The following is an 18219-nucleotide window of genomic DNA, read 5'->3' as shown; positions in this document are numbered from 1 at the left end:
GCTTTGCCAAATGCTCTTGATGGCGGGCGGTTTGTTGCTAGAAGGCGGTTCGATCGGCGCCCTTCAGGTCGAGTATTTCGCGCGCTTCATCGGGTGTGGCCACTTCGCAGCCCAGGTCTTCAACGATGCGTCGGATCTTGGTCACCTGCTGGGCATTGCTCTCGGCAAGCTGGCCGCGGCTGATGAAGAGGCTGTCCTCCAGTCCGACGCGGACGTTGCCGCCTATCTGACTGGCGGTCGTGGCCATGGGGATCTGGGCTGCGCCGGCGGCCAGGATCGACCAGCGGTAATCGTCGCCGAAGAGCTTGTCCGCCGTCTGTTTCATGAACAACAGGTTGTCGATATCTGCCCCGATGCCGCCCAGAATGCCCATGACGAACTGGATGAAGATCGGTGCCTTGAAGAGGCCGATATCCATACAGAACTTGAGATTATAGAGGTGGCCAACGTCGTAGCACTCGTGCTCGAACTTGATGCCGTGAGGCGCCAGTGTGGTTGCCGCTTCCTCGATGTCCTTGAAGGTATTGCGGAAGATGTTGCCGTCGGAATTGGCGACGTAGTCCTTTTCCCAATCGAACTTCCAGGTGTCGTAGCGTTTGGCGAGCGGATGAAACGAGAAGTTCATCGATCCCATGTTCATGGAACACATTTCGGCGCTGAAGGTTGCGGCCGGTCTGATGCGATCCTGAATGGACAGGGTCAGTGACCCACCGGTCGAGATATTCACGACGGCGTCGGTCGCCTGCTTGATGCGTCCGAGAAAAGGCTTGAAATCATCCGGATCGACGGACGGCGCGCCGGTTTCGTTGTTGCGCGCATGCAGGTGCAGGATGGATGCCCCGGCCTCGGCGGCCTCAACGGCCTGTTGTGCGATGTCGTCGTAGGTATACGGCAGGGCGTCCGACATGGTCGGCGTGTGAATTGCTCCGGTCACTGCGCATGTGATGATCGTCTTTTGACGCTTATTTGCCATGTCGGCCGTCCTGGTTCTCTGAGGGTTGCACCACCCGCCGTGCCAGCGGGAAAATTTCAATGCCGACCTTGGCCCGAAACAGGCCCCAAAGCCCTTTCGGAGCTCGCAACATGACGACGATTGCCACAAGTCCGAGGACCAGGAGATAGATCGTGCCAAGGTCGGCAAGAGTTTCGCGCAAGGCGAAAAAGATAATGGTTCCTATGATCGGCCCTTCCAGGGTACCGATGCCGCCGATCACCACGATGAAGATCACGAAGGCGGTCCAGTCGTTGACGGAAAAGGCTGCGTCCGGCGAAATCCGGAGTTTCTGAAGGAAGATCAGCGCGCCCGTCGCGGACGTCAGGGCGGCGGTCACGATGTAGACGACGAGTTTCGTCTTCCAGATGTCGATGCCGAGGCTCTTGGCGGCCAGTTCGTTGTCTCGGATCGCCGTCAGCGCCAGGCCCTGGCGTGAGCGCAGGAACAGGAACGCAACGGCGATGACCAGGATGGCAATTCCCAGTGCCAGCCAGTAGCTGGTGGATTCGCGAGCCGAGCGGTTGGCCGCGATGGATTTGACCACGTCGATCGGCAGGCTGGTGCCCGAGCCTCCGCCGAGGTCGCTGACCTGCGCGAAAACCAGCCTGAAGACTTCTGCGATGACCCAGGTGCCTATGGCAAAATAGGCGCCGCGCAGGCGGAAGATCAGGATGGCGACGGGCAGGGCGACGGCCGCACCCAGAATGCCGGCGATCGGAATAGCCAGAAGCGGTGAAATACCCAAGAACATGGTGAAGGCGAACAGCATGTATCCGCCGAAACCGACGAAAGCCTGCTGACCGACCGAGACGAGACCTGCATAGCCAGCCAGGAGGTTCCAGAGGCTTGCAAGCGAGAGATAGAGGAAAATCTCGCTCATAAGACGGAGGTCGGCGCGTCCGGCCCACCAGGGTGCGGCTGCCAGGAACAGGCAGAGCGCGAGGCCCGCGATCGCTGCCACGCGGCTGACCGGTGTGGTGCGGGAGATCGTGTAGCTCGCTGCGGTCATCCGTCGATCCTCGGAAACAGGCCGCGCGGACGGAACGCCAGCACCAGAAGAAACGCCAGATGGCCCGCCAGAAGCTGCCAGCCCGGATTGAGCTGAGCGCCGATGTTCTGGCTGATGCCGAGAATGATGCCTCCGGCAAGGGTGCCCCACAGATTGCCGAGCCCGCCGATGATCACGGCCTCAAAACCGAAGATGAGCCGTCCGGGGCCCGCAGACGGATCGAAACTCGTCCGTATTCCCAGGAACAGGCCGGCGATTGCGACGACGGCGAGCGACAGGGCCATGGCGAGACCGAAGACATGGGCCTTGTTGAGCCCCATTAGCTGGGCGATGTCCTGGTTGTCGGAGGTGGCGCGGAACGCGCGGCCGAGCGCTGAGCGATAAAAGAGCCACTGCAGGCCGGCAATCGTGGCGACGGAAACGGCAAACATCAAAAGGGGTAGCCAGCCGATGTTCAGGTTGCCGGGCAGGGTAAGGCTTGCGGTCTCCAGAGCTCCCGCGTTCATCTTCTGCGGGTCGGCGCTGTAGATTTCCAGCAGTCCGTTCTGCAGGATGACCGAGAGACCGAAGGTGACCAGCAGCGGCGGCAGGATGTCGTCGCCAAGCGTGTGGTTGAGCACACCGCGTTGCAGAACATAGCCGATAAGCCCCATGACCGGGATCACGATGATGAGGGCTACAAGCGGATGCAGGCCGACGGTGGTGGCGACCGTCAAGCCCAGGTAGGCGGCCAGCACGATGAAATCGCCGTGGGCGATATTGACGAGGCGCATCACGCCGAAGATCAGCGAAAGCCCGGCGGCGAAGAGTGCATAGAGACCGCCGAGCAGCACGCCTTGAACGATTGAGTTTATCCAGTCCATGATTACCTCAGATTCCGAAATAGGCGGCGCTGATGGCTTCGCGGGTGACGGTGGCGGCCTGACCTTCCAGAGCGATACGGCCTTCCTGCAGGCAGTAGATCCGGTCGGAAACGGACAGGGCCTTGGCGATGTCCTGTTCGACGATGATGGCGCTCGTACCGCCGCCGATGATGGATGGCAGGATCTCGTAGATCTGCTTGACGACGATTGGCGCCAGACCGAGGCTGATCTCGTCGAACAGCAGGATATCCGGGTTCGACATCAGGGCTCTGCCAATGGCGACCATCTGCTGCTGGCCTCCCGATAAAGCTGTGGAAGGCACCTTCCGCCGCTCTTCCAGGATCGGGAAAAGCCTGAAGATCTTCTCAAGGTTCCAGGGACCCTGCCGTCCGGCCTGCCCGCCGATGATCAGGTTTTCCTCAACGGACAGGGAGGGAAACAGCTGGCGGCCCTCGGGCACCATGGCAATACCCAATCTGGCGATCTGGTCCGCGCGCAGGTGGCCTATATTCCCGCCCTTCCAGCACACCATGTCAGGGCCATTGGAAAGAAGCCCCGTGATGGACCGCATCAGGGTCGATTTGCCGGCGCCGTTGGCGCCGATCACCGCAACGACCTCGCCGGCATTAACATGAAGGGTAATGCCGAAGAGGGCCTGAAAGTCGCCGTAGAAGGCGGTCAGGTCGTTTACCGTCAGAAACGGGTCAGCCATCCGCATCGACCCCCATGTAGATTTCGCGAACTTCTCGTAACGCCATCGTCTCTGCGGGATCTCCGTCCGCGATCTTGCGTCCGAAATCGATCACGATCAGCCGGTCGACCACGGAAAGCAACGCATGGACAATGTGCTCGATCCAGATGATCGAGACGCCTTCCTTGCGGATATCGTTGATCGTATCTATGAGGTCGCGGCATTCGTGTTCGGTCAGCCCTCCGGCGATTTCATCGAGCAGCAGAAGTTTCGGCCGGGCGCAGAGGGCGCGTGCCAGTTCCAGACGCTTCCTGCCGAGAAGAGTCAGACTGCCCGCCTGGGCATTGGCACGGTCGATCAGTCCGGTTTTCTCAAGGACCTCGAGGCAATGCCGGTTGGCCTTCGAGATACTGTCCCGCGCGCCATGGGTGGCCGCCACCATCAGGTTTTCAAACACGGTCATGCCGGAAAACGGCTGCGGGATCTGAAACGACCGGGCGATTCCGGCCCGGCAGCGATCGGCAGCGGACATGTTCGTGATCGGTTTGCCGCGGAAGTGGAGAGAACCGCAGTCCGGGGCGAAGGTGCCGGTGATCAGGTTGAACATGGAGGTCTTTCCCGCACCGTTCGGACCGATGACGCCGAGCGCTTCGCCTTGCGTCAGGCTGTAGCTCAGTTCATCGGCCACGACGACGGCGCCGAAGGACTTGGTCACATTTTGCAGTTCAAGGATGGGCAAGATCGAAATCCTTGTGGCTTTGAAGGGGCCGGCCGGACAAATGGGCTTGCCCGGCCGGCTAGCCGCGTTCTCAGGCCAGCAGCTTGAGTTCGCCCGTGGTCGGGATGAACGGCGCGCTGTTGTTTGTCGTGATAACGAGATCGAAGCCGTTGGCTCCCTTCTGCCACTGCCCGGCGACAAGGGGTGTCTTGGTGACGTTGGGGACCGGTCCTGTGCTCCAGTCCACCGGCCCGACGACCGTCCCGACCTTCGTCTGCCTGATTGCTTCAAGAATGGCCTGGGGGTCGTCGAGATCCGCCGTGCGCCGGATCACATCCGCTGTGACTTCGAACAACGCATGCTTGAAGCCGATCGGCTGGGTCCATGGCCGCCCGGTTGCGGAGCTGTAGCCTTCAGCCAACTGTCTCGAACTTTCGCCCGTGAGGGACGAAGAGAACGGATGGTCGGGAGACCACCAGATTTCCGAGGTCAGGCCGTCGCCGCGGTCGCCAAGAGACTCGATTACCGACGGGAACAACAGTGCCTTGCCGATGGTCACAACCTTCGGATTGAACCCCTGCTGCGCCGCCTGGGACCAGAAGTTGGCGAAGTCGGGCGGAATCATGTTGCCGGTGACGATCTCGCAGCCGGCTTCCTTGAAAGCGGAAATCTGCGAGGTGAAATCATCGGAGAGCGGCTGATAGCGTCCCGGGTCGACAAGAGTGAAGCCTTTCGCCTTCAATGTCGGCGGGAACCCGCGCTCGGCATTGCCCCATGCATTTCCGTCCGCGTCGTTCGGGAACAGCCCTCCGACATTTCGACTGACGCCGCTTTGATGCCACAGACCGAGGAACGCATTGATGACGTCCTCCAGGCCCCAGAAGAAATGATAGGTGTATTCGAAACCTTTGGCCGGATCGCCGTTGCGGCCGAAGAAATAGGGTTGCCACGGGCAGTTGGTGGTGATGCAGGGGACTTCGTTGACTTCCGCCTGATCGGCGACCGGGTTGGTGGTGTCCGGTGTCGAGTCGCCGACGATAATGTCCACCTCTTCGCCGAGGATCAGCTCGGCCGCTACTTCCGCGGCCCGGTTCGGGTTCGATTGCGAATCCTTGCTGATGATCTCGACCGTATAGGTCTTGCCGTTGTTCTGAAGGCCCGCATCGAAGAGCTTCTGGATCTGCGCGATCACATATTCGTCCGCCTCGCCGAAGCCCGCGAGCGGGCCGGTTTTAGGGCTGACATGGCCGACTTTTATGACCGGGTTGGCCGCATATGCGCGGGTCCGGTACAGGATCGCCGGGGCCGCAAGGCCGACGGCGGCACCTGCCAGCAGGTTTCTGCGTGAAATTTGTTTCTTGCTATCGAACAGCGTCATCGTTTTTCCTCCCAGAAGATGCGCCGGTCCCAACAGGACCGCTAGTCGTCGATAATCGTCTCAAGCCTCCTCAGATGCACAGCGACCCGGCGGCGGATCTGTTCCGCTTCTTCCGGCTTCCAGCGGCGAAATCCTTCGCCGGATTTCATTCCCAGTTTTCCGTCCGCAACCAGCTTGCGCAGGTAGGGGGACGGTTCGCCCCGATCGTCCAGGTCGAAAAGAACGTTCTCGTGAATATCGAGGGTCAGGTCGGTGCCCACCAGGTCCGCGTTTTCCAGCGGCCCCAGGACGGCAAGGCGACGGCCGAAGCTCGACTTGACCACGGTATCGACGGCTTCCGCCGAGCAGACGCCCTTTTCGACCAGATTGACCGCTTCCCGCCACATGGCGTGCTGCAGCCGGTTGCCGATAAAGCCGGGCACGTCCTTTTCCACCTTCACAGGCGTCTTGCCGACGGCGGCCAACAACTCGTAGACCGCCTGGAAGGCTGCATCGGAGGTCCATTCGGTGCGGATGACCTCCACCAGCGGGATCATGTGCGGCGGGTTCCACCAATGTGTCCCGACGCCGCGCGTTTTGTCCTCCAGATCCTGCATGATGGTCGTGATCGGAATGACCGATGTGTTGGAGGCGAACAGGCAGGATTTGGGCGCTGCCTGTTCCACGTCCCTGAACAGCTGGCGTTTCAGGTCCGGTTTTTCCGGTGCTGCCTCAAAGATCACGTCCGCGTCGCCGACACATTCGGCAAGGTCGGACACAGCGGTTATGCGGGTGAGTGCCGCTTCGGCGTCATCCGCGCCACAGCCGAGAGCCTCAAGACTTGCCCGGACACGATCATGCAACGACGCAAGGCTCTCGGCGAAAGGGTCATAGACCCGGACGTCGTGTCCGGCGCGGGCAAAGGTCAAGGCAATGCCGTGACCCATGAGGCCCGCGCCGACAACGGTGATTTTGCTCAGGTCCGCCATCAGATCACCCTGCCGTATAGCCGCCGTCGGCGTACAGGATATGACCGGTGTAGAAGTCCGAGGCTTTCGAGGCGAGGAACAGCAGGGGACCTGCCAGATCCTCCGGTTCGCCAAGGCGGCCCTTGGGAACGCGTGTCAGGAACCCGTTGCGAACCGTCTTCGCCTCGTCAGTGTCCTCGAACATCCAGGCGGTCAGTGGCGAGCGGAACACGGTCGGGGCAATCGCGTTGACGGTGATGCCGGTCGGCCCGAGTTCGCAGCCGAGTGCCTTGGTGATCCCGTCCACGGCGGCTTTCGAGGCACAGTAGGCGGTATAGCCTGCGGGATGCCCCAACAGCCCGCGCGCGGAGGAAACCAGAACGATCTTGCCACCGTCTCCCTGAGCCTTCATCTGCACGGTCGCCGCACGGGCGAGCATCCAGGACTGGGTGACATTGGCGTCCATCACGCCGGTAAAGGTTTCGACCGGCATTTCGTCGATCTTAGCAACCTTGTTCATGCCCGATGCGACGACCAGGATGTCCAGCCGTCCGAAGGCCTTGACGGTCTCATCGACCATCGCCTTGCAGGCTTCTTCGGTGTTCGGGCGTGAATTGAGTTCCAGAACGTCAGCCCCAAGCTCCCTGCATTCTTCCGCAATCGCCTTGAGGGCATCGGCATTGCCGGCGGCGAGCGCGATCTTGCATCCCGCGCCGGCCAGTGTTCTGGCGGCGACCATACCGAAAGCTCCGGACGCGCCGGTGATCAGCGCGGTCTTTCCGGCGACCTCGAACATGGACAGCGGGTTTTTCCAGGTATCGGTCATGGGTCAGGCCTTCGGCGGGTAGGGGATGACGACGAGCATGGTGCACACCAGATTGGAGCGGTTCTCGATCTTGCGGACCTCTCCCGGAGCGATGGTGCAGCTGTCGTATTTGCCCAATATGGTTTCGATGCCGTCGATTATGACGGTCATCTCGCCTTCGAGAACGACATAGATCTTTTCGAATGGGGTGGAATCCGGTCCCGCACCCCCGCCGGGAAGAAACTGGCTGAGGCCGACCCACTGATTGGTTGGGCCGCCTTCCTCGAAACCCTGCAGGCGCAGGCCGACCACATCCCAGTGGTTCGGTGCGTCATAGGGCTGAGCATCCTGAAATCGTTTTACGTGCATGCGTGATCCTCCCAAATGCTGCATGCATGGCCGCCGCCGGAGGCAGCGGCCATCAATACGGGCCTAGAAGGTTTCTCCGGCCTCGATGCGGTAGTTCTGACCCTTGTCGATCATGGCGACCAGCCGGATGATGCAGCCGTCGCCACGGTCCCAGTTCCACGGGAAGAAAGCGAATGTGCAGCGCTTGCCGGTGACGGCATCAAGATCGCCGCCGACGTTTTCGATGCCGAGAATGCCGTTGGAAAAGAGCCTGTTATGGACAGGTTCCCATTCCGGGAAGGCCTCATCCCAGGTAATGCCGCCGGACCATTCCTTGTATTCTTCGGCAAGGTGGGGCAGCAGCGGACCGTTGCGGTGCGGACCGATTGCGGTCGCAAGCGGATGATCGTTTGCCTGGGTGTCGTGGCCGACGACCTTGATGCCCTTTTCAACCATCCAGTCGGCGGCCGAGGGAACAAGACCCGGGCAATAGGGGAAGTAGTCGCCGTCTTCGTAGACCTTGTGCCAGCCGGTGTTGATGATCAGGACATCGTTCTTGCGGATGGCGTGGCCGCAGGCCTTTTCCAGGTCGTCAGCGGTGATCTGCTCCCATTTCTTTTTCGGGATCGATACGACCAGACCGGAGCCGAAGAAATGCGGCAGCGGAACCTCATCGATAAAAGGCGTGCCCTGAACAACGTGGGCCGGCGCGTCGATATGGGTGGTCACGTGCATTGTCGTGGTGATCGTCTGCGACAGCACACCTGACTTTGCCATGTAGTGCATGCGTTCGATCTGGACGTCCCGGAAATAGGGCCAGTTCGGGCACTGGAAACCGTAACGGTGACTGAGGTTGTAGAATTCCAACCCCATGTCGTTGTTGGTGTTTTCCTGAAAATCGATACCCCTGATCGTAATCGTCATTTTTTTGTCCTCCCAATCGCATCTTGCGGGCGCGTTTTCATGTCTTGAAAATTGATACACATGTATTGCCATGCAGTCAATACGTACCGCACTGCGGTTTTTGGATTTGTGACTGCAGTCCGGCCCGCTCGAAAACAAGACCGGCTTTTCGACAGCCTTTGCGGTTCTGTTGCCGCTTTCGGAATGTGTGCTGCGGAGGATCTGAGACGGCCGAGGCGGACAAGGTTTGAAAATCCGGCCGACGGAGGTTTTGCGCTGCCGACTAACAGACGTTGTTATGTGATTGCAGGACCTAGGCCGCGCTGCGACGAATGCGCGAAATCGAAGCGGCGTAAAATTTGATCAGCTCGGCTGCTTTTGGTGCAGCGTTTTCAGGCAGGGACGGTAGCTGGTTTTGTGTCGAATAAATTCTGATCCGCGGATAGCCGCCGGACAGCCGGATACCGGTCAAATGGCACGCTCTGTGCTGCATATTGCACGCTTCGTCCTGAAGGTAGAGCAAGCCAAAAAACGGCCTTCCAGAGGGTGCCATCGGAACTGGAGGCTTGAGGGAAAGTTGTCGATGTCGCCAAAGCATGCTCCTCCCGCATGCGGTTCCATCGGCGGCTTTTTTTGTTTCACATAGGCCCTTGACGTTGGGGCTCAGGCCTGAGCGGCCCGCCTGCCTTCACTTGATCGGCGGCTGGGGCAGCCTTGCCTCGCCCGGCTCCATGACCAGCGTGTGATCGAGGGAGTACCAGGGACCGTTCCAGTCGGTGATTTCTGGATGCGGTTTGTCGTGGCGGACGAAATGTCCGGTGGTGGCCTTTGTGACGCCGAACTGGACGTCGGTTTCCAGCCTGGGATCGTCGTCGGCATAGATCTGGGTGATCAGCGTCTTGTACCCATCCTTGAAGGCGAGCGCGTGAACATGGGCCGGGCGATAGGGGTGGCGGTTCTGGGCAGCGAGCAGGCGTCCGACAAGGCCGTCGGTCGGGATCGGATAACCGGCGGGGCGAACCGAGCGGAAGCGGATCTCTCCCTTCTCGTCCGTTGTGAACTTGCCGCGCAGGTTCATGTCCGCCTGGTCCGGGTCCTGGTTTTCATAAAGGCCCACGGGAGAGGAATGCCAGATATCCACTTCCGCGCCTTCGATCGGGGTTCCGGTCTGATCGGTAACGGTGAAGGTCACGGCCATCGGTTCCCCCGGCGTATTGGAGCGGACGATCGAGGCGTCGTTATCGGTTCTCGGCGAATTCAGCCTCCAGAACGGACCGAGCAGGTTCTGCGTGGTCTCGGTCGCGCCGTTGTTGCCATTGTTGAGCAGGCAGACCAGGGCGGAGACGCCGAGAGAGCCGGACATCAGCACCGCTTCATTGTGGGTGTCGGTGGTCAGCTTGCCGATCTCGTTGACGATGGCTGTCGCCTTGCGGAACTCGTCCTCGGTTAGCCGGACGTCCCGGATGAAGCCGTGCAGATGGGTGATCAGCGAGACCATGATTTCGCGCAGGCGCGGATCGTTGGTCTGCTCCATTACCTTCAGCACGGCCTCGGTGACCTGCTCCTGGCGCTCTATCGTCATGCCTTCCTCCCGTCCGACCGCTGCTCCTGTCAGCGGACCGGCCTATCCTGTCCGGATGTACCCTAACCGGAAGCCTCGGCAATCGCGCTCCAGACCTTGTGAGGCGTCGCCGGCAGGGTGATGTCCTCAACGCCGACCGGTGCCAGAGCGTCCAGGATCGCCGAGATGACGGCCGGCGTTGCCCCGACCGTGCCGGCTTCGCCTGCGCCCTTGACGCCGAGCGGGTTGGTGTCCGTCGGCGTGCTCAAGGTGGAGAAATCGATCGGCGGCATGTCGGTTGCCCGTGGCATGGCGTAGTCCATGAAGCTGCCGGTGGTGAGCTGGCCCGTTTCGTCATAGACCACGTCTTCCATCAGCGCCTGGCCCAGCCCTTGCGCGATACCGCCGACCATCTGGCCTTCCAGCAGCATGGGGTTGATCACCGTGCCGACGTCATCGACGGAGACGATCTGCAGCACGTCGATGTCGCCGGTTTCCGGATCGACTTCCACTTCCGCGACCTGGCAGCCGTTCGGGAAGGTGAAGCCCTGCAGCAGGAAATCGCCTTCGCCGGAAAGACCAAGGCCCAGTTCCGGCGGCAGGATCGGCAGGAAGGACATGGCCGCAACCTTCTGGATCGGCATTTTCTTGTCGGTTCCGGCAACCGACAGTTCGCCGGCTTCGAACACGACATCGTCGACGCTTGCTTCCAGCAGATGGCCGGCGATGGCGCGCGCCTTGTCGATCACCTTGTCGGCAGCGATCTTGAGCGATCCGCCCCCGTTGATCATGGAACGGGATGCGACCGTGCCGCGGCCGAAGGAGACTGCGTCGGTATCGCCCTGGAGGACCCGGATGCTGTCGAAGGGCACTCCGAGCCAGTCCGATACCATCTGGGCATAGACCGTCTCGTGGCCCTGGCCGTGGGAGAAGGTACCGGCAAGCACAGTAACGCCGCCGCCCGGATCGAAGCGGATTTCCATGGATTCATTGACCAGCCCGGCGTTTTCCATGTGGAGCGCGATACCGACACCGCGCAGCTTGCCGTTCCTGGTCGAATCCGCCTTGCGCTGGTCCATGGATGCCCAGTCGCTGACTTCCAGCGCCTTGTCGACCACGGCGCCGTAGTTGCCGGTGTCGATCTTGTAGAGCAGGGGTGTCTGGTAGGGCATCTGCTCCGGAGTCACCATGTTCAGCTTCCGGATCTCGATCCGGTCACGGCCGGTTTCCCGGGCTGCCTTGTCCATCAGCCGTTCGATCAGATAGGAGGCTTCCGGGCGCCCGGCGCCGCGGTAGGGCTGGGTCGGCGATGTGTTGGTGTAGATCGCCCGAGAGAGGGCATAGGCCGCTGGTATGTGATAGCAGCCGGTCGCCAGCGTGGCCGCGAACATGGCGGAAACGCCGCCGCCGGTGGCAAGGAAGGCGCCTGCGTTATAGTCGCTGGCGACTCGGAGTGCGGTGATCTTGCCATTCGCGTCCAGAGCCAGTTCGGCTTCCACCATCTGGTCGCGGCCGTGGTAGTCGGCCAGAAGGGATTCGGAGCGGTCGGCTTGCCAGCAGACGGTGCGGTGCAGTTTCTTCGCCGCCCAGGCAACCAGCACATCTTCGGGATAGACAGCCCCCTTCATGCCGAAACCGCCGCCGACATCCTTTGCAAGCACGCGCACCTGGGTCTGAGCCAGGCCGAGCGTGCCGGCGATTTCAGCCCGGACCGCGTGGGGCGACTGGGTCGAGGTCTGAACGGTGACCCGGGCTTCGCGTGCGTCGTAGCTGCAGGTCGTTCCGCGCGGCTCGAGGGCATTGGCCGACAGACGGTTGTTGTGCAGCGTCAGCCGGGTGACGTGAGCGGCGGATTCGATGGCGGCTTTCGTCGCGGCTTCATCGCCGAGCGCGATATGAAAGGCGACATTGTCCGGCGCATTCTCCCAGATGGCAGGCGCGCCATCTCCGATTGCGGACGGAGTGTCGGTCACGACCGGCAGTTCGTCGTAGTCAACTTCGATCAACTCCGCAGCGTCCTGGGCAAGGACACGGCTGTCGGCGATCACCACCGCCACGGCCATGCCCGAGTAGTACACCCGGTTTTTTGCGAGAGCTGCGAAAGGCCCTGTTTTGACGTTCTGGTGGAGGCCGGGAAAGATCGTGTGGCAGGATATCCCGCCAATACCATCGGCCTCATAATCCGCCCCGGTCAAAACCGCATGAACACCCGGCGCCGCCCTGGCTGCCTCGACGTCGATGGAGCGGATATCGGCATGGGCGACAGGCGAGCGCACCACATAGGCATGAAGTTTCGAGGCGTCCTTGATGTCGTCGACATAAAGCCCCTGTCCGGTCAGAAAACGCCGATCTTCCTTGCGCGTAACCGATTGACCGATGCCGTATTTCATTCATCCCTCCCAAATGTATACATGACGGACAGTAGCCAACAGCCGCTGCAGGTCAATCGTTTCGTTCCATGATTTTCAAGTTTTGACGGTGTTATTTCTGGTCAGGAGCCGCCCTGAAAATGGCCTAATGCGCAGCCGGTTTTCAGGCACTCCCTCGTGTTGCATCAATGAGAGAGTGGAAGCTGTTTGCCATGGTTCCATCGAATTGGGGCGCCATATACCGATGTCGTGACGAACGATGTCCGTACTGGCGAGGAACAGCTGCAATCTCTCGACGCGGAAATCGATCGTGCCCGGAAGAAGATGGCGGAAGGCTCTCCCTCTCACAAGGTCGAGGCCGCCGGTGAATTGACGGTCCTGGAAAAAATGCATCAGGACCTCGCGGACAAGCTGAAAGCGGCAACGAAGCAGCATGCGGAAAACTGGACGTTGGCGCATGAGGAGATTCGGAAGGATATTGAATCCTTGTACGAATCCCTGGATCGCTGGGTGATGAAATATTCAAAGCCCGGTGTCTGATCCATTTTAAGCCCGGGTATCAGGTCAGGGGGAAGGATGAGGCATTCTCCCCGCATTGCTCCGGATAGTAAGGCCCGCTGATACCGACTCAATTTTCAGAGCCGCAGCAGATTCTTCGCGTTTCCGCTGAAGATCGCGGCTTTAACAGCGTCCCCGATCGGACTGTTTCGTAGCCAGGTTACGCCCTCCGTATTGGATACGTAGGGCCAGTCGACCGCAAACAGGATGTGATCGGTGCCCATCGTCTCCAGGCAGCATTGAAGGGCAGCGTCGGAAAAGAACCCGCTTGTCGTGATGTGGAAGTTGTTCCGGAAGACGTCTGCAAAGGAAGCAGAGGTATTTTCCGGCCTCGACAGCGCTTCGTCGATCCTCGGCAACAGGAAAGGGATCGCTTCCCCGAGATGTCCGAGGATGATTTTCAGGTCCGGAACTTTTTCAAAGAGGCCACTCAGGATTAGCCGCACGGCGTGGGTGCCTGTTTCCACGCCGAAACCCCAGGCCGCCTTCACGAGCGCCGGATGGGTTTTATCGTAAGGGGCGTAGTAGCTCCCGATAACGGATTTGTCCGGCAGGGCAGGGTGCAGGTAGATCGGCACGTCGAGTGACGCGGCCCTTTCGAAGATCGGCCAGAAATCTTCCGCATCGGTGAACCTGCCGCGGCTCAGTCCATGGATCATTGCTCCTTTCAGGCCGAGTTCCTCCACCGCGCGGGCCAATTCGTCCGCAGCCGCCTGCGGCAGCATGGTCGGGATCATGGCAAAGCCGGTAAAGCGGTCGGGGGCTTCCCGGATCACGATGGCGAGCGCATCGTTGACATTGCGGCATGCCTCGACGGCGATGTCATCGGACAGCCGCTGGCTTCCGGGAGACTGGTGCGAGAGAACCTGCATATCAATCCCGGCCGCATCCATCTCTTCGATCCGGATACCGGCAAAATCGTAAAGGCGGGACCTGACGTTGGACGGTGGATCTGCGACCGGGCCAAAATGCTGCGATAGAGCCGGATGCATGAAGTGTTCTTCCAGTGCAATAATGCCGGAACCGCGCTCCCAACCGTTCATACTCAGGCCTCCCCAGCCGATATTCTCAGACTGCTTCCAAAGGCGGGCTGGCGGCCTTCCGAAGCAATCTATCTTCTCGTAAAATACGCAATCGATTGCGTATTTAGCAATGAAAATCGGAAGAAGGCCGGCCGCCGGATAGGGGTGCCTGCCTGCCGGATCGCGATTTATGTCGGTTTTAGGCGATGCGTTTCACGCTGCCGCGCTCGATCAATTTCACGGGCAGGATCGTTGTTCGGGGAACGGTCGCTTCAGGCTCCGTCATCATCTTGACGAGAAGCTCCGCGCTCATTCGACCGGCATCGAACTGCTGGATCCGGATAGTCGTGAGGCCCGGCGGGATGAGATCCAGAAACGGAATGTCATTGTAACCGGTGACAGATACGTCGTCCGGGCAGGATAGTCCGTGGCGGTTCAATTCATCGATGGCGCCAAGGGCCAGTCTGTCGTTGGCGCAAAGGATGGCGGTAAATTTCCATCCGGATTCCACCAGGTCCCGTGTGCAGCGGCGGCCTTCGTCTTCGTCAAAGTGGGACGAGATCGCAATGGCTTTCTCCGGAAGGTTCAGGTCGAATTCCCCGGCGGCGGCCTTGAAGGCCTCCATACGCCCTCGTCCGGTCGACAGGGCCTGCGGTCCGGCGATGTGTGCGATCCGGCGATGTCCTGCATCGTAGAGATAGCGGAGCATTTCCGAGATGCCACCGGGATCGTCGTTAATGACTGCAGGAATCTTGGAATTCTCGATCTGCCGGTTGACGGTCACCATCGGTATTCCCTGACGGCTGACTGCCACCATTCTCGGGTCCGATCGATAGGGGGCGGCGTGGATGATGCCGTCGACACCCCTTTGAAGCAGGACATCGACAAGTTTGCCTTCGCGCTCCCTGTCGCCGTCGGTGTTGACGATGATGGACGCGTATCCCTTCGGTTCCAGGATGCTCTCGACACCGCGCACGATCGGCGGAAACAAGGTGTTCGAGATATCGGGAAGCATCAGGCCGACGGTCATGGTTCGTCTGGTGCGCAGGCCCGAGGCAAGCCGGTTCGGGCGATATCCCATGCGTTCCGCCGCGGCGCGAATGCGTTCGACAACCTCTGCGGTAAGGGATGTCCGAGCGTTTGGATCCAGGGCCCTCGAAACGGTGGATACGTGCACGCCGGTTTCGCGTGCGATGTCTTTCAATGTCACCGGCTTGGTCATCGTTTCCCCGGTCAGGGTTTCCTTGGGCAGGTCGGACTTGTCTCAACTTTCGTCAAAATCTAACGGGTCGAATTAAAATTCGCAATCGTTTGCGAAAAAGGCTTGACCGTCTCTTTTGGCAAGCATAACGTTTAATGCAATCGATTGCGCGATTATTGCCAAAGCAATCTGGCGCTGCGCTTTTGATGCGGGAGGAAAGATGACCAAGGTTGCCGAAAGGTCGAACGCCGTTTCGCCGGTGGTTCGCGAAATCGTGCCGTTCGTTGCGAGGCGTGCCGTTTCGGCCGTCCGGGGCGCTAGCCGGATGACCGAAAGCGGCGCGGGCATTCTTCGGTTTGACGGACTTCCTGCCAAAGGAAAATTTTCAGGTTTCACAAAGGAAGACGCAGCTTCCTGCATCGGATCTCAGTCCGGGGGCGGCTGCACGTTTACAAATTGGAGGATGGTCAATGAGCAGCCCTAAGATTGGATGGGTCGGAATGGGGCGCATGGGGTATCCCATGGCGGAAAGGCTCGTCGAGGCAGGCTACGATGTCTATGTCTGGAACCGGACCCGCTCGAAAGCCGAGCCGCTCGCCGCGAAGGGCGCGACACTGGTCGACAGTCCGCGGGACCTTGCGGGCGTGGACATTCTCGGCACCATGGTGTCCACAGGGCAGGATGTCGAGCAGGTCTATTTCGGCGAGAACGGGGTGCTGTCCGGGGACAAGACGCCGAAGATCTTCCTCGATTGCTCGTCGATCGCCGATCACCAGTCCGCAGCCATCCGGGCAAGGCTTGCCGAAAGAGGCGCGCAGCTGATCGCTTCTCCGGTCAGCGGCAACGGCAAATGCGTCAAGGCAGGCAAACTGAGTGCGGTTGCCTCCGGTCCGCAGGATGCGTTTGAAAAGGTCCGTCCGGTCATCGCAGCCATGGCGGCGAATGGCGTGTCTTATGTTGGCGAAGGCGAGTTGGCCCGGTTCTGCAAGATCGCGCACAATGTCTTTCTCGGCGTCGTCACCCAGAACCTCGCCGAAATCACGGTTCTCGCCGAAAAGGCTGGTATTCCCAGGTCCGCCTTCCTCGATTTCATGAACAACTCGGTCATGGGGTCGATTTTCACCCGTTACAAGACGAATGCTCTGGTCAATCTCGACTGGACCACGACCTTCACGCCGGGACTCCTGCGTAAGGATCTGGATCTCGGTCTGAGTTCCGCTCGGGACCTCGGTGTTCCCATGCCGGTGACCGCTGCTACGCGGGAGGCCCTGCAGGCGCATTTCGGAGCGGCAACGCTCCAGGACGATCCGGAGGCTTATCTTCAAAAAGATTTTGCTGCCCTGCTCGAAACCGTTGCGCTGGCGGCGGGGCTCGAGCTCAAGAGCGAGAACGCACCCTATCCAACCGGATTGGAATTACCGCAAGCTGCTGAATAAAAGCAGGATTTGCGGAATAAACAGCGCCAAAAAAAGCAACAAGCATGGCGCAGGGGATGCTGCAGGATCGATCCAGATGGTCCTGCGGCACCGCAAAACCCTAGGGAGGGAACGTATGAACTTTCGCACGCTTCTAACAACAACCGCCGCATTGGCAATGATGGCTACGGCCGCCCATGCGGAAATCAAGATCGGCGCATCCTTGCCGCTTACCGGCGGTTTCTCGATCGCCGGTGCCAAAAACAAGCAGGGGTATGAACTCTGTGTAAAGATGCTCAACGAACGTGGCGGCATCAACGGGGAAAAAGTCGAGCTGGTCCTGTCGGACAATCGCTCGGATCCGGCGACCGCTATCAACCAGTATGAGCGTTTCATCAACGTCGACAAGGTCGATGCGGTCTTCGGGACATTTTCGTCCAAGCTGACGTTCCCGGTCGCCAATATCCTGGCGAAATACGGCTATGTTCATCCGATCCCCGCCGGTGGCGCCCTGCGTATCTATACCCAGGGCCACAAGAACCTGTTTTATTTCCAGCCTGACGCGGCCGAATACGTCGGCCGATCCCTGAAGGGTCTCATCGAGAATCTGGTTCCGGAAGGAGAACGTCCGAAGACCGCTGCGGTGGTGTCCGCGGATGATTTCTTCGCCAACGCCATCGAAGCCGGTCTGCTTGGCCAGAAGGTGATGAATCCTGCTGACGGCAGCGAAGTTGCGGATCTCGCGCCGGGATATCTGGCCGATGCCGGTATCAAGGTCGTCTACTCCGAAAAATGGCCCGAAGAAGGGTTCAATGATTGGCTGAACCTTGCCAATTCCATCAAACGGTCGGATGCGGAACTGATCATCGCGCTGACGGCTTCCGCAGAAGAGGCGGTCCAGCTCACGCGTGCGCTCAAGACCGTCAAGGCCGAACCGAAGATGGTCTATTACAGCCAGGGGACACAGTCTGAATTCCATGAAGGCACCCAAAGCGCCTCCGACAGCATTCTGATGCACACCGCCTGGCATCCGGCGGCTCCCTTCAAGGGGCTTCTGGAGGGCGAGGAATTCACCAATGCGGACTTTGTGACGGCCTTCACCGAGGAATACGGCGAAGCGCCGGATGAAGACGCGGCAATTCCCTTCGCCGTCTGTCAGGGTGTCGAGCAGGCGATCGAAGGCGCCGGTTCGACCGACAATGCGGCCATGGGCAAGTGGCTTTCCGAACGGACGCCAGAAAATCCGGTCCGCACGATCCTTGGCCGCTTCGCATGGGATGACAGGGGACTTCCGATCAACAAGCCGTTCCTCGTCGCCCAGTGGAATGACGGGGAACTGCAGTTCGTCTATCCGACAAACGAGTTCTCGGAAGTCTCCAAGATGACCTATCCGAAGGGTGGCTTCTAAGCATCGAACGTCTATCGGGCCCGGTCTCG

Annotated in this window: 18 protein-coding genes; 3 read left to right on the top strand and 15 right to left on the bottom strand. The window is 60.2% G+C overall.

All coding sequences use genetic code 11. The features are described 5' to 3' along the window. Nucleotides 1–37: 37 nt before the first annotated feature. From ACN0SO_RS04150 to ACN0SO_RS04095, 12 genes are all read right to left on the bottom strand, one after another. On the bottom strand, nucleotides 38–973 hold the full coding sequence (locus tag ACN0SO_RS04150; protein WP_417674799.1) for a 3-keto-5-aminohexanoate cleavage protein: 936 nt from the start codon (nucleotides 971–973) through the stop codon (nucleotides 38–40). Continuing rightward, nucleotides 963–2003: a branched-chain amino acid ABC transporter permease gene (locus tag ACN0SO_RS04145; protein WP_417674797.1), complete on the bottom strand. Its 1041-nt coding sequence runs from the start codon at nucleotides 2001–2003 to the stop codon at nucleotides 963–965. Before ACN0SO_RS04145 ends, ACN0SO_RS04150 begins: the two co-directional genes overlap by 11 nt. Beyond that, nucleotides 2000–2866 carry a branched-chain amino acid ABC transporter permease gene (locus ACN0SO_RS04140; RefSeq protein ID WP_417674795.1) on the bottom strand — a complete coding sequence of 289 codons (867 nt, stop codon included), beginning with the start codon at nucleotides 2864–2866 and terminating at the stop codon, nucleotides 2000–2002. Before ACN0SO_RS04140 ends, ACN0SO_RS04145 begins: the two co-directional genes overlap by 4 nt. Nucleotides 2867–2873: 7 nt before the next feature. Beyond that, complete coding sequence (locus tag ACN0SO_RS04135) at nucleotides 2874–3578, bottom strand: ABC transporter ATP-binding protein (protein ID WP_417674793.1); 705 nt, start codon at nucleotides 3576–3578, stop codon at nucleotides 2874–2876. Further along, nucleotides 3571–4296, bottom strand: a complete 726-nt coding sequence (locus ACN0SO_RS04130; RefSeq protein ID WP_417674791.1) for an ABC transporter ATP-binding protein — start codon at nucleotides 4294–4296, stop codon at nucleotides 3571–3573. The genes ACN0SO_RS04135 and ACN0SO_RS04130 overlap by 8 nt, the downstream gene beginning before the upstream one ends. A 70-nt stretch (nucleotides 4297–4366) precedes the next feature. Continuing rightward, nucleotides 4367–5653: an ABC transporter substrate-binding protein gene (locus ACN0SO_RS04125; protein ID WP_417674789.1), complete on the bottom strand. Its 1287-nt coding sequence runs from the start codon at nucleotides 5651–5653 to the stop codon at nucleotides 4367–4369. Nucleotides 5654–5694: 41 nt separating this feature from the next. Continuing rightward, the gene (locus ACN0SO_RS04120; protein ID WP_417674787.1) at nucleotides 5695–6621 is read right to left on the bottom strand and encodes a 3-hydroxyacyl-CoA dehydrogenase family protein; all 927 of its coding nucleotides are present in this window, start codon (nucleotides 6619–6621) and stop codon (nucleotides 5695–5697) included. Nucleotides 6622–6625: 4 nt separating this feature from the next. Beyond that, on the bottom strand, nucleotides 6626–7426 hold the full coding sequence (locus tag ACN0SO_RS04115; protein WP_417674785.1) for an SDR family NAD(P)-dependent oxidoreductase: 801 nt from the start codon (nucleotides 7424–7426) through the stop codon (nucleotides 6626–6628). Between the two features lie 3 nt (nucleotides 7427–7429). Next, on the bottom strand, nucleotides 7430–7774 hold the full coding sequence (locus ACN0SO_RS04110) for a cupin domain-containing protein (RefSeq protein ID WP_417674783.1): 345 nt from the start codon (nucleotides 7772–7774) through the stop codon (nucleotides 7430–7432). Between the two features lie 63 nt (nucleotides 7775–7837). Next, on the bottom strand, nucleotides 7838–8677 hold the full coding sequence (locus tag ACN0SO_RS04105; RefSeq protein ID WP_417674781.1) for a cyclase family protein: 840 nt from the start codon (nucleotides 8675–8677) through the stop codon (nucleotides 7838–7840). A gap of 667 nt (nucleotides 8678–9344) precedes the next feature. Further along, nucleotides 9345–10238 (bottom strand): dioxygenase, encoded by an 894-nt coding sequence (locus ACN0SO_RS04100; RefSeq protein ID WP_417674779.1) that lies wholly within the window; start codon nucleotides 10236–10238, stop codon nucleotides 9345–9347. 62 nt (nucleotides 10239–10300) lie between these two features. Next, complete coding sequence (locus ACN0SO_RS04095) at nucleotides 10301–12607, bottom strand: xanthine dehydrogenase family protein molybdopterin-binding subunit (RefSeq protein WP_417674777.1); 2307 nt, start codon at nucleotides 12605–12607, stop codon at nucleotides 10301–10303. A gap of 228 nt (nucleotides 12608–12835) precedes the next feature. Here ACN0SO_RS04095 and ACN0SO_RS04090 point away from each other — a divergent pair, with 228 nt between their 5' ends. Continuing rightward, a complete protein-coding gene (locus ACN0SO_RS04090) occupies nucleotides 12836–13126 on the top strand; it encodes a hypothetical protein (protein WP_417674775.1) in 291 nt (96 codons plus the stop codon). A 95-nt stretch (nucleotides 13127–13221) separates the two neighbouring features. On the opposite strand, the gene ACN0SO_RS04085 is transcribed toward ACN0SO_RS04090, so the two are convergent. From ACN0SO_RS04085 to ACN0SO_RS04075, 3 genes are all read right to left on the bottom strand, one after another. Further along, nucleotides 13222–14187, bottom strand: a complete 966-nt coding sequence (locus ACN0SO_RS04085; RefSeq protein ID WP_417674773.1) for an amidohydrolase family protein — start codon at nucleotides 14185–14187, stop codon at nucleotides 13222–13224. Between the two features lie 178 nt (nucleotides 14188–14365). Further along, complete coding sequence (locus tag ACN0SO_RS04080) at nucleotides 14366–15388, bottom strand: LacI family DNA-binding transcriptional regulator (protein WP_417674771.1); 1023 nt, start codon at nucleotides 15386–15388, stop codon at nucleotides 14366–14368. A 72-nt stretch (nucleotides 15389–15460) separates the two neighbouring features. Further along, nucleotides 15461–15787 (bottom strand): hypothetical protein, encoded by a 327-nt coding sequence (locus ACN0SO_RS04075; protein ID WP_417675054.1) that lies wholly within the window; start codon nucleotides 15785–15787, stop codon nucleotides 15461–15463. Between the two features lie 35 nt (nucleotides 15788–15822). On the opposite strand from ACN0SO_RS04075, the gene ACN0SO_RS04070 reads away from it, so the two are divergent. Beyond that, a complete protein-coding gene (locus ACN0SO_RS04070; RefSeq protein ID WP_417675048.1) occupies nucleotides 15823–16803 on the top strand; it encodes an NAD(P)-dependent oxidoreductase in 981 nt (326 codons plus the stop codon). Nucleotides 16804–16918: 115 nt separating this feature from the next. Continuing rightward, nucleotides 16919–18190: an amino acid ABC transporter substrate-binding protein gene (locus tag ACN0SO_RS04065; RefSeq protein ID WP_417674769.1), complete on the top strand. Its 1272-nt coding sequence runs from the start codon at nucleotides 16919–16921 to the stop codon at nucleotides 18188–18190. Nucleotides 18191–18219 lie beyond the last annotated feature (29 nt).

It is taken from the genome of Roseibium sp. (genome assembly GCF_048260565.1).
Taxonomy (GTDB): domain Bacteria; phylum Pseudomonadota; class Alphaproteobacteria; order Rhizobiales; family Stappiaceae; genus Roseibium.
The sequence above is the reverse complement of the archived record's forward strand: the minus strand, read 5'-3'. Positions and strand labels throughout refer to the sequence as shown.